Below are 22,810 nucleotides of genomic sequence, written 5' to 3'. Positions count from 1 at the left end.
ATATCACCGCGCAGATGTGACAAATCGGGCGACCATGGGTACAAACAGGGGCGGCACGACAGGCGACGTATGTCCCGGACGGGAATCTTCGTCGGAGGTCGAGCGTTGGACCCATCGACGAAGACAGCGACCACTAGTCCTGTGGGCAAGAAGCCCGGGAGGCACGATTCATGAGCGAGCGAGCTCTCCGCGGCACGCGACTCGGGGCGACCAGCTACGAGACCGACCGCGGTATTGATCTGGCACCGCGCCAGACCGTTGAGTACGCATGTCAGAACGGACACCGATTCGAGGTGCCGTTCTCGGTCGAGGCGGAGATCCCCGTGGTGTGGGAATGCCGCTTCTGTGGCCAGGAGGCCGCACTCCTCGACGGTGAGGAGCCCGAGGAGAAGAAGACCAAGCCCACGCGCACCCACTGGGACATGCTGATGGAGCGCCGGACCCGCGAGGAGCTGGAGGAGGTTCTGGCCGAGCGCCTGGCCGTACTCCGTTCCGGTGGGATGAACCTGGCGGTCCACCCGCGGGATTCCCGCAAGTCCGCCTGACGGACCGCAACACCGCACCACTGCCGAAGGGCCCCGGAAGTTCCGGGGCCCTTCGGCGTTCCCGGCTCCGGAGCGAGGAAGCGAGGAAGCGAGGAAGCGAGGAACAGAAAACTCCCCGCTCCGGAGCGATCCGGAGCGGGAAGAGTGAGAAGCGGGGAGAGTGACCGGGGTCAGGGGGCGATCGGCGGCCGGTACTCGGTGTCCGGGCCCTTCGGGCCGGCCGCCGGGTCGACGACCTCGCCCTGGACGACCTTGCCGTCGGGGCGGTGGATGCGCAGCTGCTCCTGCAGGCGCATCGCGTCCGCGAACCGGTCCGCGCCGACCGGGGCGGTGGAGCGCAGCACCGTGCCGGTGAGCCGGCGGGCGGCGGCGCGCCACACGGCGCGGGTGGGCGGGAGCAGCAGGGTGGCGGCCAGCAGGTCGGACAGGAAGCCCGGCAGGATCAGCAGGACGCCGGCCAGCACCGTCATCGAGGTGCCGGTCTGCGGCTGCGCGGACTGCGGGTCCTTGGACAGTTCGACCGCGGCGCGGAACGCCCGTACCCCGGCGCGCTTGATCACCGTGCCGCCGAGGAACACTCCGGCGAGCAGCAGCACCAGCGTCAGGAACCAGCCCACCCAGCCGGCCACCACGGTGACCAGCCAGATCTCCAGCACCAGCCAGGCGGCGATCATCAGCGGCACGAATCGGGCGATGCGCCCGCGCCGGGTCGGACGGGCCGAGGTTGCTTGCTGGGACACGGTACGGATCCACTCCATCGCGGTGCTCTCAGCGGCGGCCGGCGACTCCGGCCGCGTTCACGGCACCACCCTGGACAACGGCCCGGCACCGCCGGGTGTTCCGCCGCCCCGGCCCTGACCTGCCGCTGACCTGCTGCACAGAGGCCCGAAACGGCCGGGCGCGGCCCAGCACGCGCCAGGACCGCCCCGAGCCGCCGAACGCCCGCTCAGGCCCGCTTGGCCGCCCGGCGCCGCTGCCACCCGGCCGCGGCGGCGAAGCCGCAGGCCAGCAGGCCGCCGAGGGCGAGCACCCACTCCGGCCCGGCGCCGACCTTGTCGGCGACCGTCTGGCCGTCGCGCAGCGGCACCACGGCGCTCAGCACTTCCTGGTCGAGCTCCTTGGTGCGCTGCTCGACCACGCCGTCCGGGGTGATCACCGCGCTGACGCCGCTGGTGGCCGCGATCAGCACCGCCCGGCCGTGCTCGACCGCCCGCAGCCGGGACATCGCCAGCTGCTGCTCGGTCTGCCCGGTGTTGTTGTAGGTGGCGTTGTTGGTCTGCACGACCAGCACCCGGCCGCCCTGGTTGACGGTGTCACGGACGATCTCGTCGTACGCCACCTCGAAGCAGATCACGTCGCCGATCCGGGCCGGGCCCAGGTGCATGACGCCGCTGCCGGTGCCGGGGTAGAAGTCGCGGGCGACCCGCTGCAGGCGGGTGATCACCTTGGAGAGTTCGGCGCGGAACGGTACGTACTCGCCGAACGGCACCGGGTGCTGCTTGGTGTAGGACTCCCCCGGGCCGGAGTTCGGGTCCCACACGATGCCCTCGTTGCGCACGTGCTGCTGGTCCGGGCCGTCGACCAGGGCGCCGACCAGGGTGGGGACGCCGATGGTCTTCACGGCCTGGTCGATCCGGGCGTAGGCCGCCGGGTCGGTGAACGGGTCGAGGTCGGAGGCGTTCTCCGGCCAGATCACCACGTCGGGCTTGGGTACCCGGCCGGCCGCGACGTCCTCGGCGAGCTGCTCGGTGGTCTTGGCGTGGTTGTTCAGGACGAGCATCGGCCGGCCGAGGAAGTCCATGCCGGGGCGGTCCACGTTGCCCTGGACGATCGCGACCTTCACGGTGTCGGCGGCCGTGGTCGGCACGGGCACCGCGTAGCCGACCAGCACCAGTCCGACGGCCGCCAGGCTGCCCGCGGCGGTGCGCCACGGCAGTACGGCGGTGCCGGCCCGGCGGGCCCGCAGCACGCACAGCGCCGCCCAGGCCAGCAGCGCGCCGCAGGAGGCGACCGCGAAGGTCACCAGCGGGGCGCCGCCGAGCGCGGCGAGCGGCGTGAACGGGCTGGCGGTGTTGGCGAACGCCAGCCGGCCCCACGGGAAGCCTCCGAACGGCAGCCGGTCGCGCGCCCACTCCTGGGTCACCCAGAGCATCGCGCCCCACAGCGGCCAGCCGCGCAGCTTCGAGGTCAGCGCCAGGCCCGCGCCCATCAGCGCGAAGAACACCGACTCGATCGCCGACAGGCCGACCACGCCGTCCCAGCCCACCACCCGCAGCCAGGACAGCAGCACCACGAAGAACGGCAGCCCGAACACGTAGCCCAGCCAGGCGCCGTGCCGGGCCCGCCGGCCCCGGGTCAGCAGCGTCAGCGCCGCCACCCCGAGGATCGACAGCGGCCACACGTCGTACGGCGGGAACGCGAACGCCATCGCCGTCCCGCACACCGCGGCCAGGCCGGTCCGGGCCCACCATCCCCCGCGGCCGCGGCGCGCCGGCGCCCCGTCCTCCGGCTTCTGCCCGGTCACGGGGCGCTCCTGCGAAACGGGCAGTGCCACCTGCGCACCATCTCTCTACTTCGTACGACGTCCCCCGAAAGGTACATCACGCGTAGCGAGGGCCTGTTAGGCCTGGTGGGTGTGCACCGTCCGCCCGCGGACGACGGTGCGCAGGCAGGTGGGGAGGGGCTCGCCGGGGGTGAGGTCGGGGAGGCCGGGGGTGCCGGAGCGCGGGTCGGTGGACCAGCCGGCGATGCGGTTGTCGGGGGCCTGGACGACCAGGTCGGTGGTGGCCCAGACCGCGTAGGAGGCGACCGCGCCGGGGACGAGCACGCCGTCGGTGTCGTGGCCGAGGGCGCGGTGGCCGCCGCGGGTGTGGGCGGTGAACGCGGCGCGCACCGAGATCCGGTGCTCGGGGGTGCGGTGGAACGCGGCGGCCCGGACGGTGCCCCACGGGTCCAGGGGGGTGACGGGCGCGTCGGAGCCGAAGGCCAGCGGAATACCGGCCCGCAGCATCGCCGCGAACGGGTTGAGCTGCGCGGCGCGTCCGGCGCCGAGACGCTCGGCGTACATGCCGTCGGGGCCGCCCCAGGTGGCGTCGAAGGCGGGCTGGACGGAGGCGGTCAGGCCGAGTTCGGCGAACGCGGCGAGGGTCTCCGGGGTGAGCGCCTCGGCGTGCTCGACGCGGTGCCGCATCGCCTTGACGCGTTCGGCGCCGACCTTCTCCCCGGCGGCGCGCACGCCCTCGACGACGGCGGTGATCGCGGCGTCGCCGATGGCGTGGAACCCGGCCTGCAGGCCGGCCTCGGTGCAGGCGGCGACGTGCTCGGTGATCTGCTCGGCCGTCAGGTAGGCGACGCCGGTGTGGTCGGTGTCGGCGTAGCTGTCGTGCAGGCAGGCGGTGTGCGAGCCGAGCGCGCCGTCGACGAACAGGTCGCCGCCGGCGCCGACCGCGCCGAGCCGCTTGGCGGTCTCGACACCCGCGGCGCCGAGCTCGCCCCAGTAGCCGAAGACCTCGGGGCCATCGGTCTCGGCGGCCAGCGCGAGCAGCGCGGCAAGGTCCTCGGCGGAGGAGATGTCGGGTCCGGCGCACTCGTGCAGCGCGCCGATGCCGAGTTCGGCGGCGCGGCGCAGCGTGGCGAGTTGGGCGTCGCGGCGCTGGGCGGCGGTGAGGTGGGCGAGGGCGGCGCGGCGGACGGCGTGGTGGGCGTCCTGGGTGAGCGGGCCGTCGGCGGCGTACCCGGCGCAGTCGGCCAGCGTCGGGACGAGGGCGCGCAGGGCGCTGGTGGCGAGGCCGGAGTGGACGTCGGTGCGGGACAGGTAGAGCGCGGCTCCGCCGGCGGCGGCGTCGAGTTCGGCGAGCGACGGGGCGCGGTGCTCGGGCCAGCGGGTCTCGTCCCAGCCGTGGCCGAGCAGGATGCCGTCGCCGAAGCCGTCGGTGAAGGAGGCGATCGCGGCGAGCGCGTCGGCGAGCGAGGCGCAGGCGGTCAGGTCGAGGCCGGTGAGGGCGAGGCCGGTGGAGGTGGCGTGCACGTGGGCGTCGACGAACGCGGGGGTGACCAGGGCGCCGGCGAGGTCGACGATCTCGTCGGCGACGTCGGCGTACGCCTCGGCGGCTCCGTCGCTGCCGACCCAGGCGATGTGTTCGCCCTCGACCAGCATGGCGGTGGCGAAGGGGTCGGCGGGGCTGTAGACGTTGCCGCCGCGCAGCAGGACGGTCCGGTCGGTGCGTTCGGTCATGGCGACCAGTCTCGCACTACGGACGGTCAGAGCTTCGGGGGGCGGGCCTCGTACGGGGTGGAGAGGACGACGGTGGTGCGGGTGGAGACGCCGGCGGCGGAGCGGATCCGGGCGAGCAGGTCCTCCAGGTCGCCGGGGCCGGGGACCCGGACCTTGAGGATGTAGTTCTCGTCGCCGGCGACGCTGTGGCAGGCCTCGATCTCGGGGAGGCCGACCAGCCGGTCGGGGGTGTCGTCGGGCGCGCTCGGGTCGAAGGGCTTGACCGAGATGAACGCGGTGAGCGCCAGATCGACGGCCTCCGGGTCGACGATGGCGGTGTAGCCGCGGATGACACCGCGCTGCTCGAGGCGGCGCACCCGCTGGTGCACGGCCGAGGTGGACAGGCCGGTGGCCTTGCCCAGGTCGGTGTAGCTCATCCGTCCGTCCTGCAGCAGCAGCCGGACGATGCGCTGGTCGAGTTCCTCCACAAGGCGTCAACCTACTCGATCCTTACCGGGCTGTGCAGCGAGCTCGCTGGGGGCGCATTCGGGGGGCACATGCCAACGGAATGTGGCGAGGAACACATGTGGTGCATCACCGTGCGCCGGAGCGCAGGGTTATGACACGCCGTCAGCGGGAAGTGCTGCTGGTGGCCCGGACAACGAGTGACTCCGGCCCGATCCGAGGGGGATCAGATGCCTTCCACCGACCAGCGTTCCGACGTCGAGGACGAACCCGGCGCGCCCGAGCTGTCCCTGGGGACGGACGCGGGTGCGGCCGACAACTGGGAGATCGTCCGGGTGCACTGCCCGGCCTGCGACCGTCCGATCGCCCTGATCGGGGACGAGGAGCGGCTGCCGCAGCACGCGGTGCTGCCCTCCGCGTGGAACCCCTTCCAGTCGGCGATCTGCCGGGGCACCGGCGCGCCGACGGCCGACCTGCCGGAGTCCGAGGAGCAGCCCGAGCAGGCCGGCCCGGAGAACCTGGTGACGCTGCCGACGGCGCTGGACTGGCGCACCCAGCCGTTCTCGCACGCGGGTGCCCACCGCGCGGTGCGGGCGCTGGTGCCCGCGCAGCGCGACCGCCGGGCGGCCTGAACCGCCGGATCCCGTCGAGGGTGCCGCGGGGCCGGCGCCCTCCGGGAGAGCCCTTCCCGGCCACGTAGGCTGGCCGGATGAGCGATGCCTTCCCCGACCTGTCCGCGCTGGCCGCGGGCCTGCTCGCGCTGCCGCCGTCGCTGGGCCCGGTGCGGCTGGTCGCAGTGGACGGGCACGCCGGTTCCGGCAAGACCACCTTCGCGGGGCGGCTCGCGGCGGCGCTCGGCGGTGCGCCGGTGGTACACCTGGACGATCTGGCGACCCACCGGGAGCCGTTCGGCTGGGTGGGCCGCCTGCGGGCCCAGGTGCTGGATCCGCTGGGGCGGGGCGAGTCGGCCCGGCACGGCGTGTACGACTGGACGGCGCGGGAGTTCGGCCCGGTGCGCGAGGTCCCGCCGGCCCCGGTGGTGCTGCTGGAGGGGGTGGGCGCGGGCCGGCGGGCGGTGCGTCCGGCACTGGCGGCGCTGCTGTGGATGGAGCTGGACGCGGCGGCGGCGCGGGCGCGCGGGGAGCTGCGCGACGGTCCGGAACTGGCCGAGTTCTGGGCGGGTTGGGCGCCGGCGGAGCGGGCGCATTTCGCCGCCGATCCGAGCCGCCCGTTCGCTTCGCTGCGGGTCGACGGGATCACCGGGCGGATCGTCGGGGACACCCTGAGTGAACCGGTTGAACCACTCTTGACCTGCGGCGTCGTCAGGATCTAAGTTCTGCTTGTCGCGGAAATCAGTTGAATCCGCAACCATAGACCGGCGTCTCCGACTTGTTCCCCCGTGAGTCGGAGACGCCGTTTTCCTTCGCGCCGGGCGGCGCCCCGCGCCCCAACACCCGATCGTCTCGCGCCATTTGACGCGCGCGGCACCCTTACGGATCAGCTCCGCGCCGGTACCATGCCCACGCAGGCCCGTTTGTAAGCGGCCCGAGGTCTGGCGGGGGGCGTCAGTGACGGTGGAGAGTTCCGGCGGCAAGGGGCCCGCCGCGGCGGGGCCGGATCCGGAGGCCGACCGCTCCTGGTCGCGTGCCATGGACGCGTACACGGCCGGCTCGTACGCCCGCGCCGAGGAGGAGTTCCGGGCGGCGGTGCGGATCGATCCCGGCATGGCGGACGCCTGGTTGGGCCTGCACGCGCTGCGCAGCGACACCGCGGGCGCGCTGCTGGCGATGCACCGGCACCGGGAGCGGTTCGGCGAGCAGCGCGAGCGGCACCGCCGTCCGCTCAGTTCCTGGTACTGGCTGGGCTGGTGGGTGCAGCCGGTGCTGGAGAGCGCGCAGGATCTCGCGCTGGCGTACGCCTCGCACTGGCTGGACGGGCGTCATCTCACCGAGCTGGACCAGGCGTTGACGGCATGTCCGACGCCGGAGCAGGAGCCGGCGGTGCGTTTCCTGCACGCCTGCCGCTGCTACCTGTTGAAGGACTGGGAGCAGCTGATCCGGGACACCGACCGGTTGTTGGACGATCCGGTGCTGGGCATCGAGGCCGGCCTGTTCGCGGGGATGGCCCGGGTCCGGCTCGACATGTGCGCGCAGGCGCAGCGCCCGCTGGCGGCCTCGCTGGCCCGCTGCCGCTCCGAGCAGCCGCAGCGCAAGGAGTTGCGCTACTGGCTGGGCCGGGCGTACGAGGGTGCGGGGCGCACCGCGGCGGCGCTGCCGCTGTACCGGGCGGTGCACCGGACCGATCCGGCGTTCATGGACACCGAGCAGCGGCTGGCGGCGATTTCCGCCGAGGACGGGCTGTTGGACGGCGCGGCGTACGGCGAGTCGTACGGCGAGTACCGGGGCGCCGCGGTGGAGGCCGCCGTCGAGTTGGCGGATGGCGCGTTCGATCCGGCGGAGGACGGCGGGCCGGAGCGGGCCCAGCCGCCGGCCGGGGAGCCGCGCGGCGGGCAGCTGGCCGAACGGGCGTCCGGCCCTTCGCCGTTACCCCTGCGGCTGGGCAACTGGCCCGCGGCGGCGGCGATTCCGCCCACCGGGCCGAACCCGGGGCCGGCCGCCCGGCTGGAGCTGGACCAGGCGCTGGCGGAGCTGGAGGCGATGGTCGGCCTCGATCCGGTGAAGCGTCAAGTGCGGGCGCTGTCGGCGCAGTTGCGGATGGCGCGGCTGCGCGCGGACCGGGGGCTGCCGGTGCAGCCGCCGAAACGGCACTTCGTGTTCTCCGGCCCCTCGGGCACCGGCAAGACCACGGTGGCCCGGATCCTCGGCCGGGTCTTCCACGCGCTCGGCCTGCTCTCCGGGGATCACCTGGTGGAGGCCCAACGAGCAGATCTGGTGGGCGAGTTCCTCGGGCAGACGGCGGTGAAGGCGAATGAGCTGATCGACTCGGCGCTGGACGGCGTGCTGTTCATCGACGAGGCGTACTCGCTGGCCAACTCCGGCTACAGCAAGGGCGACGCGTTCGGCGACGAGGCGCTGCAGGTGCTGCTGAAGCGGGCCGAGGACAACCGGGACCGGCTGGTGGTGATCCTGGCCGGTTACCCCGAGGGCATGAACCGGCTGCTGGCGACCAACCCGGGCCTGAACTCGCGGTTCACCACCCGGGTCGACTTCCCGTCCTACCGCCCGGCCGAACTCGCGGAGATCGGCGCCCAGTTGGCGCGGACGGACGGCGACGAGTGGGACGTGGACGCGGCCGAGGAGCTGACCTCGATCTGCGGCCACGTGGTCACCGAGGGCTGGATCGACCAGCTCGGCAACGGCCGGTTCATCCGCACCCTGTACGAAAAGTCCTGCGCCTACCGGGACTTGCGGCTCTCCGGCCAGCGCGGCGTCCCCTCCCGGGAGGATCTGGCGACGCTGCGGCTGCCGGATCTACTCCAGGCGTACGGCGAGCTGATCGACGGGCGGCACTGACGTCCCCGGGTCCGCACTGCTGAGTCAGGCCTCTTCGGCGATCTGCCGGGTGGCCTCGCGCTGGAGGTCGCCGGCGCGGCGCAGGAAGTCGAGGATCGTGGCGAGTTCGGCGTCCGGGTACTGCTGGTAGAGCTCGGCGAGGCCGGCGGCGAAGGGGGCGAACAGCGGGGCGAAGCGGGCTTCGAGGTCGGGGGCGGCCGCCAGGAAGATGCGGCGCCGGTCCTTGGAGTCGCGCTCCCGCTGGATGAAGCCCTTGCGTTCGAGCCGCTCGATCAGCCCGGAGACCGTGGCGGGGGCGAGTCCGGTGCGCGCGGCCAGGTCGCCGGCGCTCAGCGGGGCCTCGCGCTGGATCAGGTCCAGTGTCTTCTCCTCGACCGGGCTCAGGCCCATCCGTTCACTGACGGCCGCGTGGTACATCACCGCGGCATTGCTGAACTCCCTTCCCGCGTCGGCGAGTTCGGAGACGAGCTGGTCCCTTGACGGCTGCATGCGCCCTCCATACATTTAGTTCGGCCGAACGAAATATTACCGGACGGGGGCTCCCTTCGCCATGGAACGCAACGCCGAGAACGAGCTCCGCGCACTGTTCGCCGAGTACTGCCGCACCTGGACGGCGGCCGACTCCGAGGGCTTCGGCCGGCTCTTCACCGAGGACGCCGACTACGTGTCGTACGACGGGAGTTGGGCGGCCGGGCGGCCGCGGCTGACGGACAACCACGACAAGCTGTTCCGCGGCGTGATCGCCGGTTCGGCGCTGGTCGGCGGGATCGAGTCGCTGCGCTTCGTCACCGACTCGGTGGCCGTGCTGGTCGGCAACGGCTCAGTGCTGATGCCCTGGCGCCGCCGGCTCCCCCGCCGCCGGCTGTCCCGGCAGATCATCGTCTGCGTCCGCACCGCCGAGGGGTGGCGGATCGCGGCGATCCAGAACGGCCGCCAGCGCCCGATCACCATCCCCGAGCCGGAGTCGGTGCCCGCCCGGATGTCCCGCGCGACCACCCGCACCGCCCGCCGGCTCGGCATCGGCCGGGCCCGCCAGGTCACCCTCCGCTGACCTGGCGGGCGCGCCTCATATCGAAGTGCCGGTCAGGAAGGCGGTGAGGATGCGGCGCAGCCGGGGTTCGACCTCGACGATCGCGTGGCCGAGCCGGGGGTCGCCCGCGTAGAGGGCCTGGAGCCGCGGGCCGGGGGTGGCCATCTGCCACAGGGCGCCGGCCATGCCGGTGGCGGTGGCGGCCAGGTCGAGCACCTGCTGCTCCGTCAGGCCCAGGAGGCGGTTCAACTCGGCGCCGATCAGGGCGACTTCGTCCAGCGTGACGAGCTTGAAGGTGCGCACCGCCTCCAGCGAGACGTTGCGCTCCAGGTTGAGCGGGGCCTGCGCGAGCAGGTCGCAGAACATCGGGCGGGCCGACAGCGTGGCGGCGAGCAGCTCGGCGACCTCGGCGGGCGTGGCCCGCTCCCGGGCCGCGAGGTCGGCGCGCAGCGCGCCGGACCACTCCCGCCAGCCCTGGGCGGTGAGTTCGAGGAAGATCTGCTCCCTGGTCTCGAAGTACCGCAGCAGCGCCGACTTGTGCATGCCCACCTCGGCGGCGATGTCGGTGAGCGTGACGTCGCGGATGCCGCGCCCCTCGCCGAGCGCCCGGGCCGCGTCCAGGATCGCTCCTTCGCGCGCCTGCTTGGCCTCGGCACTGCGGGCACGCTGGAAGGCTGGCTGAGTCATGGGGCCATTCTAGGAGTCACTAACGCAACGGCGTTGCGTTAATAAGAGAACAGTGTTGTACTAAACCCATGAGCGAAGAAGCGCGCACCACCCAGCAGCAGGTCTGGTTCATCACCGGTTCGTCCCGCGGCTTCGGCCGCGCCCTGGTCACCGCCGTCCTCGACGCGGGCGACCTGGTCGTCGCCACCGCCCGCCGCCCCGAGCCGCTCGCCGCGGAACTGGCCGAGTACGGCGACCGCGTCCTCACCGTCCCGCTGGACGTCACCGACCCCGCCGCGGCGCAGGCGGCGATCGACGCCGCGCTCGCCCGCTTCGGCCGCATCGACGTGCTGGTGAACAACGCCGGCTACGCGAACGTCTCGCCGGTGGAGACCTCGGACGACGCCGACTTCCGCGCCCAGTTCGAGACCAACTTCTGGGGCGTCTACCACGTGACGAAGGCGGCGCTGCCCGCCCTGCGCCGCCAGGGGTCGGGCACCGTCGTGCAGTTCTCCTCGGTCGGCGGGCGGGTCGGCGGCTCCCCCGGCATCGCCTCCTACCAGGCCGCCAAGTTCGCGGTGGACGGCTTCACCCGCGCCCTGGCCACCGAGACCGCGCCGTTCGGCATCCGCTACCTGGTGGTCGAGCCGAGCGGTTTCGCCACCGACTGGGCGGGCGCCTCGATGACCGCCCACCCCGTCCCCGAGGCCTACGACCAGACGGTCGGCGCGATGAACCGCCGGATGCGCCAGGGCGAGGCCGGGGCCGCCGGCGACCCGGAGCGCGCCGCCGAGATCATCGTCCGCACGGTCCGCGGCGGCGAGCTCCCCAGCCACCTGCTGCTCGGCGTCAACGCGGTGACCATGGCCCTCGAGTACTCCCGCCGCCAGCTCGCCGAGGCCACCGCCTGGGAGCAGGTCAGCCGCTCCGCCGACTTCGCCGAGCCGTACCCGGTGGAGCTGCCGGCGGCGCGGTGAGCCCGGTCAGCAGTGGCAGTTGACGGCCAGCACCACGGCATCCGGGTCGATGGCGTCCAGGTAGGCGTCGACGTACTGCTGGTAGCCCTCGGGATTGTCGCGGGGCCAGTCGAGGTAGTCGGTCCAGGTGCCGTCCAGCCGCAGCAGCGCGAAGCCGGCGACGGCGGAGGCGCGGGCCTCGGCGACGGTCTCGGCCCGGCCTCCGGCGAATCGGACCGGCCACTTCATCGGATCGTCGCCGCGGCCGGGCAGCCACGCGTCGTAGTCCTCCCCGGCGCGCCGGCCGAGGGCGTCGCGCAGCGCGTCGAAGTCCAGCAGGCCGCGCGGGCCGCCGTCGCAGCGCCAGGGCAGCCCGAGCAGCGGGTCACGGTCGGGGTGTCCCTCGAACCAGCTGTTCCACAGCCGCGGGTCGCCGACCGCCTCCGGCCGGTGCAGGAAGTACCGGCCCTCGAGCCGGCCCTGGAGCTTGCGGTCCCACTGGCCGTTCGGGTTCCACTCCCGCTGCCAGAACCCCCGGCCGTTCCCGTCGAGGTACAGCGCCTTGTCGTGCGGCAGTTCGTACCCGTGGGCCGCGTTGTACGCGTCGGCGACCTGCGCCCAGGTCAGTTCGACGCCCTGCGGCAGCGCCCCGCCCGCCCTCAGCTCCTCCACCCAGGGGACGCCGTTGGGGTCCTCCGCGTCGTACCTGCCGTCCTGGGCGTTGTACGGCTCCATCACCTCGGCCAGCGCGGCCTCGTACTGCTCGGGCGGCATCGGCGGCAGGACGACGAGCACGTCGAAGCTGGACATCGGGGTTCCTCCGGTGGCGGACCGGCCGGTCCGTGGGCAATCGGCCGACGCAGTATGTCAGCGGCCGATCGGGCCCCGCACCCGGTTTGGGACACGCCTCGGCCCCGCCGCAGCTGACTGCGACGGGGCCGGGGCGGGTGGTCAGCGCTGGGTGGCCGACGGGGGGCGGTGGTCGGGGTCGTGGACCTCGCCCACCAGTTCCTCCAGGACGTCCTCCAGGGCGACCAGGCCGAGCTGGTTGCCGTCCGCGTCGACCACGGCGGCCAGGTGGGCGGCGGCGCGGCGCATCGCGGCGAGCGCGTCGTCCAGCGGCAGGCCGGGGCGCAGCACGGTGATCGGCCGCCACAGCCGGTCGGGGACGGGCGCGGTCAGGTCGTCGACCTCCAGCGAGTCCTTGACGTGCAGGTAGCCGAGCACGGCGTCCTGTTCGTCGGTGACCGGGAAGCGCGAGAAGCCGGTGCGGACGGCCAGTTCCTGGATCTGCTCGGCGGTGACGTCCCGGCCGACGGTGACCAGCTGGTCGGCGGGCAGCAGCACCTCGGTGACGGGGCGGCTGCCCATCTCCAGGGCGTCCTCCAGGCGTTCGCGGCGGGTGTCGTCCAGCAGGCCGGCCTCGCCGGAGTCGGCCAGCAGGTGCAGCAGCTGTTCGCTGGTGAACACCGAGTTGACCTCGTCCTTGGGCTCGACCCGGAACAGCCGCAGCACGCCGTTGGCGAAGGCGTTCAGGAAGCTGATCGCCGGGGCCAGCCAGCGGGCGAGGCGGTCCAGCGGCGGGCCGAGCCACAGCACGGCCTTCTCCGGTCCGGCCAGCGCCAGGTTCTTCGGCACCATCTCGCCGATCACCATGTGCAGGAACACCACCAGGCTGAGCGCGATGGCGTAGCTGAGCAGGTGCATCGCCGAGTCGGGCACGCCGACCGCGTGGAAGACGGGCTCCAGCAGGTGCGCGATGGTCGGCTCGGCGAGCGCGCCGAGCAGCAGCGAGCAGACGGTGATGCCGAGCTGGGCGGCGGCCAGCATCGCGGAGACGTTGGACAGCGCGTGCAGCACGGTGCGGGCGCGCTTGTCGCCGGCCTCGGCGAGCGGTTCGATCTGGCTGCGGCGCACCGAGATGACGGCGAACTCGGCGCCGACGAAGAACGCGTTGCCGAGCAGCAGGAACAGCGAGAAGGCGAGTTGCAGGGCGCTCATCGGTGACCGTCCTGGTCGTCGTTCTCGTTCTCGGAGTGGATGCGGCGCACCTCGACCCGGCTGGTGCGGTGCCGGTCGACGGCGGTCACGGTCAGCTTCCAGTCCGGCAGTTCGGCGCTCTCGCCGACGGCGGGGAGCTTGCCGAGCAGGTCGGAGAGCAGTCCGCCGAGGGTCTCGTACGGTCCGTCGGGGGCGTGCAGGCCGATCTTGGCGAGCTGATCGAGCCGGGCCCGGCCGTCGGCGTCCCAGACCGGCAGTCCGTCCTGCGGCTCGAGCGGGCGCAGGTCGGGCGTGTCCTCGGGGTCGTGCTCGTCCTGGACCTCGCCGACCACCTCTTCGACGATGTCCTCGATGGTGGCGACGCCGGCGGTGCCGCCGTACTCGTCGACCACCACGGCCATCGGTTCGCGGCCGCGCAGCAGGTCGAGCAGCCGCTCGACGGGCAGCGTCTCGGGGACCAGCAGCGGCGGAGAGGCCAGGTGCCGGACCTTGGTGTGGTCGCGGCGCGCGGCGGGGACGGCGAGGGCGTCCTTGAGCGTGACGGTGCCGGTGACGTTGTCCAGGCTGTCGCTGTACACCGGGAAGCGGCTCAGCCCGGTGGCCCGGGTGAGGTTGAGCACGTCGCCGGCGGTGGCGTCCTCCTGGAGCGCGGAGACGTCGATCCGCGGGGTCATCACGGATTCGGCGGTCAGCTCGCGCAGGCCGAGGGTGCGCACGAACAGCACGGTCGACTCCTCGTCCATCGCGCCGGCCTGGTAGGAGTGCCGGGCGAGCGCGACGAGTTCGTCGGCGGTGCGGGCGTGACCGAGTTCCTCCTGCGGTTCGACGCCGAAGGCCCGGACGATCCGGTCGGCGGAGCCGTTCAGGAACGCGATCAGCGGGCGGCAGGCGGCGGAGAACACGCGCTGCGGTCCGACCACGGCGTAGGCGACCTGCATCGGGTGGGAGATCGCCCAGTTCTTCGGGACGAGTTCGCCGATCACCATCTGCAGCACGGTGGCGAGCACCAGGCCGACGATCAGCGCGGTGCCGCGGGCCGCCGCGTCGGGCAGGCCGACGGCGGTGAACACCGGCGAGAGCAGGGTGGACAGCGCCGGCTCGGCGAGCATGCCGACCACCAGTGAGGTGATGGTGATGCCGAGCTGGGCGCCGGAGAGCTGGAAGGACAGCTGGTGCAGGGCCTTGGAGAGGCTCTTCGCCCGGCTGTCACCGGTGGCCGCGGCGCGTTCCACGGTGCCGCGGTCAGCGGTCACGAACGCGAACTCGGCGGCCACGAACAGGCCGTTGGCGAGGATGAGCAGGAATGCCGCGAGCAGCAGGAGCCAGGCGGTGGTCATCGGGCCGCCCGCCTTTTCTGGCTCGGAGTGTGCGTGGCGGCGCGGGTACTACCGGACGGATCGTCCATCGAGGGGAGGTGTCACTCCTCAGGTCGCGGGTGGGCGCGGAAAGCTGGACACATGGGGGCTTTGCCGCGGTTTTACCAGCGTAGACGATACCGGAACGGTTCTCGGGGCCTGCTCGGCGGACGGCCGGGGCCCGCGTCAGGCCCCGCTCGACCGCCTGCCGGGGGGCTCGTCAGGCCTGCTTCGCGCCGTGTTCCTCGACCAGGTCGCGCAGCGTGCGGGCGGCCGTGACGGCCTGGTCGCGGCCGCCGGCGGGCTGGATGCCGACGGCGGCCAGCGCGGTGCCGTCGGCGAGGTCGAGCATCACCCACGGGTCGCCGTGCTTGAGGTTGACCCGGACGATCTCGGCCCAGGACAGGCGGCGGCTGCGGACGAAGTTGACCACGGTCAGCCCGTCGGCGTCGGCGACCACCTTGGGCCGGGCCAGCATCAGTCCGACCCCGGCGAACAGCAGTCCGCTGATCACCATCATCGCCCGGTCCCTGAACAGCCAGTTCTCCGGCAGCGCGACGGCGAGCACGGTGAACAGCACCACCATCACGGCGCACAGCGTGAGCAGCACGGCGCGGTTGCGGCGGGGGGCCCAGGTCACGGGCAGGACGGCGGAGGCGGGGGTGGACACAGACACGGGTGGCTCCCGGAGAAGGGCGGGGCCACCGGAGAGGTGGACCCCGCCCGAGGTCGGATCAGATGCGGCAGGCGTGGATGTTGGTGACCAGGATGGCGCGGGCGCCGATCGCCCACAGGTCGTCCATGATCCGCTGGGCCTCCTTGCGGAGCACCATGGAGCGGACCGCGACCCAGCCCGCGGTGTGCAGCGGCGAGACGGTCGGCGACTCCAGGCCGGGGGTGAGCGCGACGGCCGCGCCGACGTTCTCGGCCTTGATGTCGTAGTCCATCAGCACGTAGCGGCGGGCCACCAGCACGCCCTGCAGGCGGCGCAGGAACTGCTCGACGGCGGGGTCCTCGCCGGCGCCCTTGGGCCGGATCACCACGGCGTCGGAGACCAGGATCGGGTCGCCGAACACCTCGAGGCCGGCGTTGCGCAGGCTGGTGCCGGTCTCCACCACGTCGGCGATCACCTCGGCGACACCCAGGTGCACGGCGGTCTCCACGGCGCCGTCCAGCTTGGTGACGGTGGCCTTCACGCCGTGCTCGGCGAGGTGCTGCTCGACCAGGCCGGTGTAGGAGGTGGCGATCCGCAGGCCGTCCAGGTCCTGGACGGTGGAGATCTCGGCGCCGACCGGCCTGGCGAACCGGAAGGTCGAGGCGGCGAAGCCGAGCGCGAGCACCTCCTCGGCGACCGAGGCGGAGTCCAGCAGCAGGTCGCGGCCGGTGATGCCGACGTCGAGCCGGCCGGAGCCGACGTAGACGGCGATGTCGCGCGGGCGCAGGAAGAAGAACTCGACCTGGTTGTCCGGGTCGACCAGGACGAGTTCCTTGGCGTCCTTGCGCTGCCGGTATCCGGCCTCATGGAGCATCTCCGCCGCGGGACCCGAGAGCGAACCCTTGTTGGGGACGGCGATGCGGAGCATGAGAGGCGAACCCTTCGTCGACTGCGTGCGGTGGTGGGGATTTACAGGTACTTGTAGACGTCTTCGAGCGTCAGCCCGCGGGCGATCATCATCACCTGGGCGTGGTAGAGGAGCTGGGAGATCTCCTCCGCCGCTTCTTCGGGCGACTGGTATTCCGCGGCCATCCAGACCTCGGCGGCCTCCTCGACGACCTTCTTGCCGATGGCATGAACGCCCTGCTGCACGAGCTGGGCGGTACGGGAGGTCTCGGGGTCGCCGGTGGCGGCCTTCTGCTGGAGCTCGGTGAAGAGCGCCTCGAATGTCTTGGAAGCCATGATGACCTCACCTTACGGGGTGCGGGCTGACGGGCGGTAAACGGTTCCGCACCGTGGACAGTCCGTTGGACATCGAGACGGACCGTCCACGGTGCGATGACCATTTCAACGCCAGGGCTCGACCACCTCGCGCAGCGCCGCGGCGGTGGCGACGGCGGCGGTGGCCGCCTCGTGTCCCTTGTCCTCGACGGAGTCGGGCAGCCCGGCGCGGTCCAGCGCCTGATCCTCGGTGTCGCAGGTCAGCACGCCGAAGCCGATCGGGACGCCGGTGTCCACCGCGACCTGGGTCAGGCCGAGCGTCGCGCCCTGGCAGACGTAGTCGAAGTGCGCGGTGCCGCCGCGCAGCACCACGCCCAGCGCCACGATCGCGTCGTACCCGCGGCCGGCCAACTGCTTGGCAGCGACCGGAAGTTCGAAGGTGCCGGGGACGTGCACCACGGTCGGCGCCTCGATCCCGACCTCCTTCAGCGCGCGGTGCGCGCCGTCCAGCAGTCCGTTCATCACCTGCTCGTGCCACTGCGCGGCGATGATCGCGACCCGCAGGTCGGCGCAGTTCTTCAGGGACAGGTTGGGTGATCCGTGGCCGGCCATGTCACGATCCTCTTTCGACGGTGCGTCAGAACACTTGTTACTACGGTTACTTGCTGTCGTCCTCGAGCCACGGCAGGTCGTGACCCATCCGGTCGCGCTTGGTACGCAGGTAGCGCAGGTTGTGCGCTCCGGTGGCGGTGGGCAGCGGGCGGCGCGCGGCGACCTTCAGGCCGTGCTCGGTGAGCGCGGTCTGCTTGGCCGGGTTGTTGGAGAGCAGGGTGAGCGAGCGCACGCCGAGGTCGGCGAGCATCTGCGCGGCGATCGAGTAGTCGCGGGCGTCGACGGGCAGCCCCTGGTCGAGGTTGGCGTCGACGGTGTCGCGGCCCTGCTCCTGGAGCTCGTAGGCGCGCAGCTTGTGGGCCAGGCCGATGCCGCGGCCCTCGTGGCCGCGCAGGTAGAGCACCACGCCGCGGCCGGCGTCGGCGACGGCGCGCAGCGAGGCGTGCAGCTGCGGGCCGCAGTCGCAGCGCAGCGAGCTGAACACGTCGCCGGTCAGGCACTCGGAGTGCACCCGCACCAGCACGTCCTCGCCCTCGGGGATCTTCCCGTCGGCGTCCAGGCCGCCGGCCACCAGGGCCAGGTGCTCGGCGCCGTCGAGGGTGCCGCGGTAGCCGACGGCGGTGAACTCGCCGTGGTCGGTGGGCAGTGCGGTGACGGCGGCGCGGTCGACGTGCAGTTCGGTGCGGCGCCGGTAGGCGATCAGGTCCGCGATGGAGATGATCGCCAGGCCGTGCTCGCGGGCGAAGGCGTGCAGTTCGGGCAGCCGGGCCATGCTGCCGTCGTCGTTGACGACCTCGGCGATCGCCCCGGCGGGGGCGAGGCCGGCCAGCCGGACCAGGTCGACGGTGGCCTCGGTGTGCCCGGGGCGCACCAGCACGCCGCCGTCCACGGCCCGCAGCGGGAAGACGTGGCCGGGCCGGGTGAGGTCGCCGGCTTCGGTGCCGGGCGAGGCCAGCAGCCGGACGGTGCGGGCCCGGTCGGCGGCGGAGATGCCGGTGTCCACGCCCTCGCGGGCGTCCGCCGAGACGGCGTAGGCGGTGCCCTTGCGGTCCTCGTTGACGTGGGTCATCGGCGGCAGCTTGAGCCGGTCGAGGTCCTCGCCGGTCATCGGGACGCAGATCACGCCGGAGCTGTAGCGGACGGTGAAGGCCATCAGTTCGGGGGTGGCGGCGGACGCGGCGAACATGATGTCGCCCTCGTTCTCGCGGTCCTCGTCGTCGACCACGATCACGGCGCGGCCGAGCGCGATGTCGGCGATGGCGCGTTCCACCGGGTCGAGTGCGAGGGGTTCTTCGGGCTGGTCGGCACTCATGCGGCAACTTCCTTGGCGAGCGGGACGGTTCGGACGGTACGGGCCTTCGTCCACCAGCTGACCAGGCCGGCCACCACCAGGCCGAAGTAGATGGTGAAGGTGAACGCGGTGAACACGAGGTGGTGGGTGTAGGCGTACGGCACGCTGATCACGTCGACGGCGATCCAGGCCAACCAGAACTCCACCCAGCCCTTGGCCTGCGCGTACATCGCGGCCAGCGTGCCGGTGAAGATGTACGCGTCCAGCAGCGGGTTCCAGGACAGGTTCTCGACGCTGAACAGCCAGGCGACGGCGGCGGTGCCGGCCGCGGTGGCCGTGATCAGCACGGTGCGCTGCTTCCAGTCGGCGAACCGGACCTCGATGTCGCCGGTGTCTCGGCGACCACGGTTCCACTGGGTCCAGCCCCAGATCGCGGTCACGATGACGATCACCTGCTTGCCGATCAGTCCGGGCATGTGCGCACCGAGGTACGCGCTGATCAGCACGGCGCCGGCCAGCAACTGGGCGGGCCAGGTGAGCACGGAGCGGCGCCAGCCCAGGGCCAGGGCGCCGAGTCCTATCAGGTTGCCGACCACGTCGGCCACCTTCATCTGCTCGCCGAAGACGGTGAAGCTGTCGGTCAGCACGCTCACTTGGTTTCCCCCAGGGTGTCGGGCAGTGCACGGTTCTCGAGCAGTCGTTCCACGTACTTGGCGAGCACGTCCACCTCAAGGTTGACGGGGTCGCCCACCGCCTTCACCCCGAGCGTGGTCAGGGCGAGCGTGGCGGGGATCAATGAGACGGTGAAGGTGTCGCGGGCGGCCTCGACCACGGTGAGGCTCACTCCGTCCACGGTGATCGACCCCTTCTCCACCAGGTAGCGCGAAATCGGCTGTGGCAGGGAGAAACGCAGCACCTCCCAGCGCGGATTCCCGTCCGCGTCCAGGTCGCCCGGGTCGCGCGAGAGCAGGGTGCCGGTGGCGTCGACGTGGCCTTGCACCAGATGGCCGCCGAGCCGGTCACCGAGCGCCATCGCCCGTTCCAGGTTGACCCGCGAGCCGGGGCGCAGCGCGCCGAGGCTGGAGCGGCGGAGCGTCTCGCGCATCACGTCGGCGCTGAACTCGCCCTCGTGCTTGGCGAGTTGTTCGCTGTCGTCGACGACGGTGAGACACACGCCGTTGACCGCGACGGAGTCGCCGTGGCGGACGTCCGCGGTGACCAGTGGGCCGCGTAGGCGGATCCGCGAGGATTCGCCGATCTCCTCGATGGAGACGACCTCGCCGAGCTCTTCGATGATGCCGGTGAACACCCGGGTTCTCCTCGCGCTAGAGGCGCGGACTCCGGGGCGGCGATAGGGAGTTGACTGCGGACGTGGCAAGCCGGGAACGCCCCCGCGAAGCCCCGACCGGCGTGGTCGTGGCACGGGTTCGACGCCGAAAAGCCGTGCGTCCGCACCCCGGCCCTGGGCCGTGGTGTGAACACACCTGTCCGCCGCGCACGCCTCCCATCCGGACTTTAACCGTCGGTCCAGGAATTTCACCTGGTCAACCGGCCGCTGGCGGCGGACGGGTCGCGGACTGTAACCGCCGGCTCGGAATTTCACCGACCCCGGAGTGCGCTGAACGTCACTGCTACTTCACCAGCATTCTTGCACGCGCATGGACGTCGTAGGCAAGAACGTGTCCTGTGGCCTGCTTCACGTCGCGGTCGCAGGGTGGGAATGAGCCACTTTTCGCACCGGTGGCTCCCGGCCGAGGAGTTGAGCCACGATGACGACGATGTACATGGACGTCCACCACGGGATGAAGGGCATCACCGCCGACCAGTTGAAGGCCGCGCACGAGGCGGACCTGGCGGCGCAGGCGCAGGAGGGTGTGAAGTTCCAGCAGGCCTGGGCCGACCCGGAGTCCGGCACCGTCTACTGCCTGTCGTCCGCGCCGTCCAAGGAGGCCGTCCAGCGCGTGCACGAGCGCACCGGGCACCCGGCGGACGAGGTGCACCCGGTTCCGCTGCAGATCTGACCCCCTCCCGCAGACGGGTGGGCGGGGGTAGTGTCGGATCACGTGATCTTCGACGCCCTCGCCGCGGACGCGATCCGCGACCCGGCCCGCCTCCGGGACATCTACGAGCAGCCGAGCGAGCTGGTGCGGCGCAAGCAGGTCGACCACCTGCACGACGCGGCGCGCCGGCTGATCGGCTGCTCCTCGCTGGTGTTCCTCGCCACCGCCGACGCGGACGGCAACTGCGACGCCACCCCGCGCGGCGGCCCGCCCGGTTTCGTCTCCGTCCTGGACGAGCGGACCATCGCCATCCCGGACGCCACCGGCAACCGCCGCCTCGACAGCACGCACAACATCATCGCCACCGGAAAGGCCGGGCTGATCTTCCTCGTCCCCGGCCGGGCGTCCACCCTGCGCGTCAACGGCCGGGCCTGCATCAGCGAGGACCCCGAGCTGCTGGAGCGGTTGACCCCGGTCGGCAAGCCGCCGCGTACCGCGATCGTGGTCGCGACGGACGAGGTCTACCAGCACTGCCCGAAGGCGCTCATGCGCAGCTCGGCCTGGCGCCCCGAGCAGTGGCTGCCCGCCGACGCGGCACCCACGTCCGCCGAGGTCACGCTCTCCCACCTGGGCGACCCGGAGCTGACGCTGGAGCACATCCTGGCCTCCGAGGAGGAGTCGCTGCGGCTGCGTTACGAGTGAGCCGGACCCGCCGGGGAGGGTGGTGCGGCGGCTCGTGCATGCTGGAGGGCACAGAGACGCCGCATAGGCGGAACTTTGGGGAGACATAGCTTCGGCTTATGACGGCATAAGCCGAAGCACCGTACCGGGCGCGCCCGCACGCCGGAAGGCTGGCGGTACGCGCCCAGAGCCGAACAGGAGTACCTGCCCATGTCCCGCCCCGTCCGGGTGGCCATCGTCGGTGCCGGCCCCGCCGGGATCTACGCCGCCGACGCCCTGCTGAAGTCCGAACTGGCCACCGCCCCCGGCGTGTCCATCGACCTGATCGAGCGGCTGCCCGCCCCCTTCGGCCTGATCCGCTACGGCGTCGCCCCCGACCACCCGCGGATCAAGGGCATCGTCACGGCCCTCCACCAGGTCCTCGACAAGCCGCAGGTCCGCCTGCTCGGCAACGTCGACTACCCCGGCGACCTCTCCCTCGACGAACTCCACCGCTTCTACGACGCCCTGGTCTTCGCCACCGGCGCCGAGGCCGACCGCGACCTGGCGATACCGGGCATCGAACTCGACGGCTCCTACGGCGCCGCGGACTTCGTCTCCTGGTACGACGGCCACCCCGAAGTCCCGCGCGAGTGGCCGCTGGAGGCCGAACAGGTCGCCGTCCTCGGCGTCGGCAACGTCGCCCTGGACGTCGCCCGGGTGCTCGCCAAGACCGCGGACGAACTGCTGCCCACCGAGATCCCGCCGAACGTCTACGACGGCCTGGCCGCGAACCGCGCGCGCGAGGTCCACGTGTTCGGACGGCGCGGCCCCGCGCAGGCCAAGTTCTCCCCGATGGAACTCCGCGAACTCGACCACTCCCCCACCATCGAGGTGATCGTCGACCCCGAGGACATCGACTACGACGACGCCTCGATCGCCACCCGGCGCGCCAACAAGCAGGCCGACATGGTCGCCTCGACGCTCGAGAACTGGGCGATCCGCGACATCGGCGACCGGCCGCACCGCATCCACCTGCACTTCTTCGAGAACCCCGTCGAGGTCCTCGGCGAGGACGGCCGGGTCGTCGCCCTGCGCACCGAACGCACCGCGCTCGACGGCACCGGCAACACGGTCGGCACCGGCACCTTCCGCGAGTGGCCCGTCCAGGCGGTCTACCGCGCGGTCGGCTACCGCTCCGACGAGCTGCCGAAGCTGCCGTTCGACGCCCTCTCCTCGACGGTCCCGCACGCCGCCGGCCGCGTCCACGAGAACGGCACCCACCTGCCGTCCGTCTACGTCACCGGCTGGGTCAAGCGCGGCCCCGTCGGCCTGATCGGCCACACCAAGGGCGACGCCAACGAGACCATCGCCTGCCTGGTCGCCGACCACGCCTCCGGCTCCCTGCGGCCGGCCGCCGAGCCCGCTGAGGACGCCGTCGTCGACTTCCTGCGCTCGCGCGGCGTCGACTTCACCACCTGGGAGGGGTGGCAGCGGCTCGACGCCCACGAGAAGGCCCTCGGCGCTGCCTCGGGCCGCGAACGGGTGAAGGTGGTGGACCGGGTCGCGATGCTGGACGCCTCGGCGAGCGACCGGGCGACGGACCGCAACCCGCAGTAGCCGCGCGACGAGCGCAGACCGGTCCGTGAGGTCGCCAGCACGTGCAA

25 protein-coding genes and 1 riboswitch are annotated in these 22,810 nt (G+C 72.4%); of the genes, 9 read left to right on the top strand and 16 right to left on the bottom strand.

Annotated elements, in window-relative coordinates:
- Positions 1–170 precede the first annotated feature (170 nt).
- Entirely contained in the window at positions 171–545 is a 375-nt protein-coding gene (locus tag ACIHEI_RS32975; RefSeq protein WP_073816413.1) for an RNA polymerase-binding protein RbpA, read from the top strand.
- A 170-nt stretch (positions 546–715) separates the two neighbouring features.
- Here ACIHEI_RS32975 and fxsA read toward each other — a convergent pair whose 3' ends face one another.
- The 4 genes from fxsA to ACIHEI_RS32955 all read right to left on the bottom strand — a co-directional run bounded on the left by fxsA (position 716) and on the right by ACIHEI_RS32955 (position 5,246).
- Positions 716–1,285 (bottom strand): FxsA family membrane protein, encoded by a 570-nt coding sequence (gene fxsA, locus ACIHEI_RS32970; protein WP_392953340.1) that lies wholly within the window; start codon positions 1,283–1,285, stop codon positions 716–718.
- A 206-nt stretch (positions 1,286–1,491) separates the two neighbouring features.
- Positions 1,492–3,069: an apolipoprotein N-acyltransferase gene (gene lnt, locus ACIHEI_RS32965; RefSeq protein WP_396609280.1), complete on the bottom strand. Its 1,578-nt coding sequence runs from the start codon at positions 3,067–3,069 to the stop codon at positions 1,492–1,494.
- Between the two features lie 96 nt (positions 3,070–3,165).
- A complete protein-coding gene (locus tag ACIHEI_RS32960; RefSeq protein WP_396609279.1) occupies positions 3,166–4,779 on the bottom strand; it encodes an amidohydrolase in 1,614 nt (537 codons plus the stop codon).
- A gap of 26 nt (positions 4,780–4,805) precedes the next feature.
- Positions 4,806–5,246: an Lrp/AsnC family transcriptional regulator gene (locus ACIHEI_RS32955; protein WP_387642693.1), complete on the bottom strand. Its 441-nt coding sequence runs from the start codon at positions 5,244–5,246 to the stop codon at positions 4,806–4,808.
- A 207-nt stretch (positions 5,247–5,453) separates the two neighbouring features.
- On the opposite strand from ACIHEI_RS32955, the gene ACIHEI_RS32950 reads away from it, so the two are divergent.
- The 3 genes from ACIHEI_RS32950 (at position 5,454) to ACIHEI_RS32940 (ending at position 8,696) form a co-directional block, all read left to right on the top strand.
- On the top strand, positions 5,454–5,855 hold the full coding sequence (locus tag ACIHEI_RS32950) for a hypothetical protein (RefSeq protein WP_387642694.1): 402 nt from the start codon (positions 5,454–5,456) through the stop codon (positions 5,853–5,855).
- Between the two features lie 77 nt (positions 5,856–5,932).
- Positions 5,933–6,556 carry a uridine kinase gene (locus ACIHEI_RS32945; protein WP_396609278.1) on the top strand — a complete coding sequence of 208 codons (624 nt, stop codon included), beginning with the start codon at positions 5,933–5,935 and terminating at the stop codon, positions 6,554–6,556.
- A gap of 316 nt (positions 6,557–6,872) precedes the next feature.
- Positions 6,873–8,696, top strand: coding sequence for an AAA family ATPase (locus ACIHEI_RS32940; RefSeq protein ID WP_396609314.1), 1,824 nt, complete (start codon positions 6,873–6,875; stop codon positions 8,694–8,696).
- 24 nt (positions 8,697–8,720) lie between these two features.
- Here ACIHEI_RS32940 and ACIHEI_RS32935 read toward each other — a convergent pair whose 3' ends face one another.
- Positions 8,721–9,185: a MarR family winged helix-turn-helix transcriptional regulator gene (locus tag ACIHEI_RS32935; RefSeq protein ID WP_392953353.1), complete on the bottom strand. Its 465-nt coding sequence runs from the start codon at positions 9,183–9,185 to the stop codon at positions 8,721–8,723.
- Between the two features lie 61 nt (positions 9,186–9,246).
- Here ACIHEI_RS32935 and ACIHEI_RS32930 point away from each other — a divergent pair, with 61 nt between their 5' ends.
- Entirely contained in the window at positions 9,247–9,747 is a 501-nt protein-coding gene (locus ACIHEI_RS32930) for an SgcJ/EcaC family oxidoreductase (protein ID WP_396609277.1), read from the top strand.
- A 15-nt stretch (positions 9,748–9,762) separates the two neighbouring features.
- Here the strand turns inward: ACIHEI_RS32930 and ACIHEI_RS32925 are convergent, their stop codons facing one another.
- Entirely contained in the window at positions 9,763–10,413 is a 651-nt protein-coding gene (locus ACIHEI_RS32925) for a TetR/AcrR family transcriptional regulator (protein ID WP_396609276.1), read from the bottom strand.
- A gap of 68 nt (positions 10,414–10,481) precedes the next feature.
- Between ACIHEI_RS32925 and ACIHEI_RS32920 the strand changes: the two genes are divergently transcribed.
- Entirely contained in the window at positions 10,482–11,369 is an 888-nt protein-coding gene (locus tag ACIHEI_RS32920) for an SDR family NAD(P)-dependent oxidoreductase (RefSeq protein ID WP_396609275.1), read from the top strand.
- Positions 11,370–11,375: 6 nt separating this feature from the next.
- Here ACIHEI_RS32920 and ACIHEI_RS32915 read toward each other — a convergent pair whose 3' ends face one another.
- The 10 genes from ACIHEI_RS32915 to ACIHEI_RS32870 all read right to left on the bottom strand — a co-directional run bounded on the left by ACIHEI_RS32915 (position 11,376) and on the right by ACIHEI_RS32870 (position 19,792).
- Positions 11,376–12,158: a hypothetical protein gene (locus tag ACIHEI_RS32915; RefSeq protein ID WP_396609274.1), complete on the bottom strand. Its 783-nt coding sequence runs from the start codon at positions 12,156–12,158 to the stop codon at positions 11,376–11,378.
- A gap of 141 nt (positions 12,159–12,299) precedes the next feature.
- Positions 12,300–13,349 (bottom strand): hemolysin family protein, encoded by a 1,050-nt coding sequence (locus ACIHEI_RS32910; RefSeq protein WP_396609273.1) that lies wholly within the window; start codon positions 13,347–13,349, stop codon positions 12,300–12,302.
- Positions 13,346–14,686: a hemolysin family protein gene (locus ACIHEI_RS32905; RefSeq protein WP_387642701.1), complete on the bottom strand. Its 1,341-nt coding sequence runs from the start codon at positions 14,684–14,686 to the stop codon at positions 13,346–13,348. The genes ACIHEI_RS32910 and ACIHEI_RS32905 overlap by 4 nt, the downstream gene beginning before the upstream one ends.
- A gap of 238 nt (positions 14,687–14,924) precedes the next feature.
- A complete protein-coding gene (locus tag ACIHEI_RS32900) occupies positions 14,925–15,380 on the bottom strand; it encodes a PH domain-containing protein (protein WP_387642702.1) in 456 nt (151 codons plus the stop codon).
- A 58-nt stretch (positions 15,381–15,438) separates the two neighbouring features.
- Positions 15,439–16,287 (bottom strand): ATP phosphoribosyltransferase, encoded by an 849-nt coding sequence (hisG, locus tag ACIHEI_RS32895; protein ID WP_387642703.1) that lies wholly within the window; start codon positions 16,285–16,287, stop codon positions 15,439–15,441.
- 41 nt (positions 16,288–16,328) lie between these two features.
- Positions 16,329–16,601, bottom strand: a complete 273-nt coding sequence (locus ACIHEI_RS32890; RefSeq protein ID WP_387642704.1) for a phosphoribosyl-ATP diphosphatase — start codon at positions 16,599–16,601, stop codon at positions 16,329–16,331.
- A 105-nt stretch (positions 16,602–16,706) separates the two neighbouring features.
- Positions 16,707–17,192, bottom strand: a complete 486-nt coding sequence (ribH, locus tag ACIHEI_RS32885; RefSeq protein ID WP_392953373.1) for a 6,7-dimethyl-8-ribityllumazine synthase — start codon at positions 17,190–17,192, stop codon at positions 16,707–16,709.
- Positions 17,193–17,238: 46 nt separating this feature from the next.
- Entirely contained in the window at positions 17,239–18,504 is a 1,266-nt protein-coding gene (locus tag ACIHEI_RS32880) for a bifunctional 3,4-dihydroxy-2-butanone-4-phosphate synthase/GTP cyclohydrolase II (protein ID WP_387642706.1), read from the bottom strand.
- Positions 18,501–19,094: a nicotinamide riboside transporter PnuC gene (locus ACIHEI_RS32875; RefSeq protein ID WP_396609313.1), complete on the bottom strand. Its 594-nt coding sequence runs from the start codon at positions 19,092–19,094 to the stop codon at positions 18,501–18,503. The genes ACIHEI_RS32880 and ACIHEI_RS32875 overlap by 4 nt, the downstream gene beginning before the upstream one ends.
- Positions 19,095–19,132: 38 nt before the next feature.
- Positions 19,133–19,792 carry a riboflavin synthase gene (locus ACIHEI_RS32870; protein WP_396609272.1) on the bottom strand — a complete coding sequence of 220 codons (660 nt, stop codon included), beginning with the start codon at positions 19,790–19,792 and terminating at the stop codon, positions 19,133–19,135.
- A 183-nt stretch (positions 19,793–19,975) separates the two neighbouring features.
- Positions 19,976–20,103, bottom strand: a riboswitch (FMN riboswitch).
- A 149-nt stretch (positions 20,104–20,252) separates the two neighbouring features.
- On the opposite strand from ACIHEI_RS32870, the gene ACIHEI_RS32865 reads away from it, so the two are divergent.
- The 3 genes from ACIHEI_RS32865 (at position 20,253) to ACIHEI_RS32855 (ending at position 22,763) form a co-directional block, all read left to right on the top strand.
- Positions 20,253–20,504, top strand: a complete 252-nt coding sequence (locus ACIHEI_RS32865) for an SCO4226 family nickel-binding protein (RefSeq protein WP_387642708.1) — start codon at positions 20,253–20,255, stop codon at positions 20,502–20,504.
- 42 nt (positions 20,505–20,546) lie between these two features.
- Entirely contained in the window at positions 20,547–21,185 is a 639-nt protein-coding gene (locus ACIHEI_RS32860; protein ID WP_396609271.1) for an MSMEG_1061 family FMN-dependent PPOX-type flavoprotein, read from the top strand.
- 189 nt (positions 21,186–21,374) lie between these two features.
- Positions 21,375–22,763 (top strand): FAD-dependent oxidoreductase, encoded by a 1,389-nt coding sequence (locus ACIHEI_RS32855; RefSeq protein ID WP_396609270.1) that lies wholly within the window; start codon positions 21,375–21,377, stop codon positions 22,761–22,763.
- Positions 22,764–22,810 lie beyond the last annotated feature (47 nt).

It is taken from the genome of Kitasatospora sp. NPDC051984 (assembly GCF_044593455.1).
Classification (GTDB): Bacteria; Actinomycetota; Actinomycetes; order Streptomycetales; family Streptomycetaceae; genus Kitasatospora.
The sequence above is the reverse complement of the archived record's forward strand: the minus strand, read 5'-3'. Positions and strand labels throughout refer to the sequence as shown.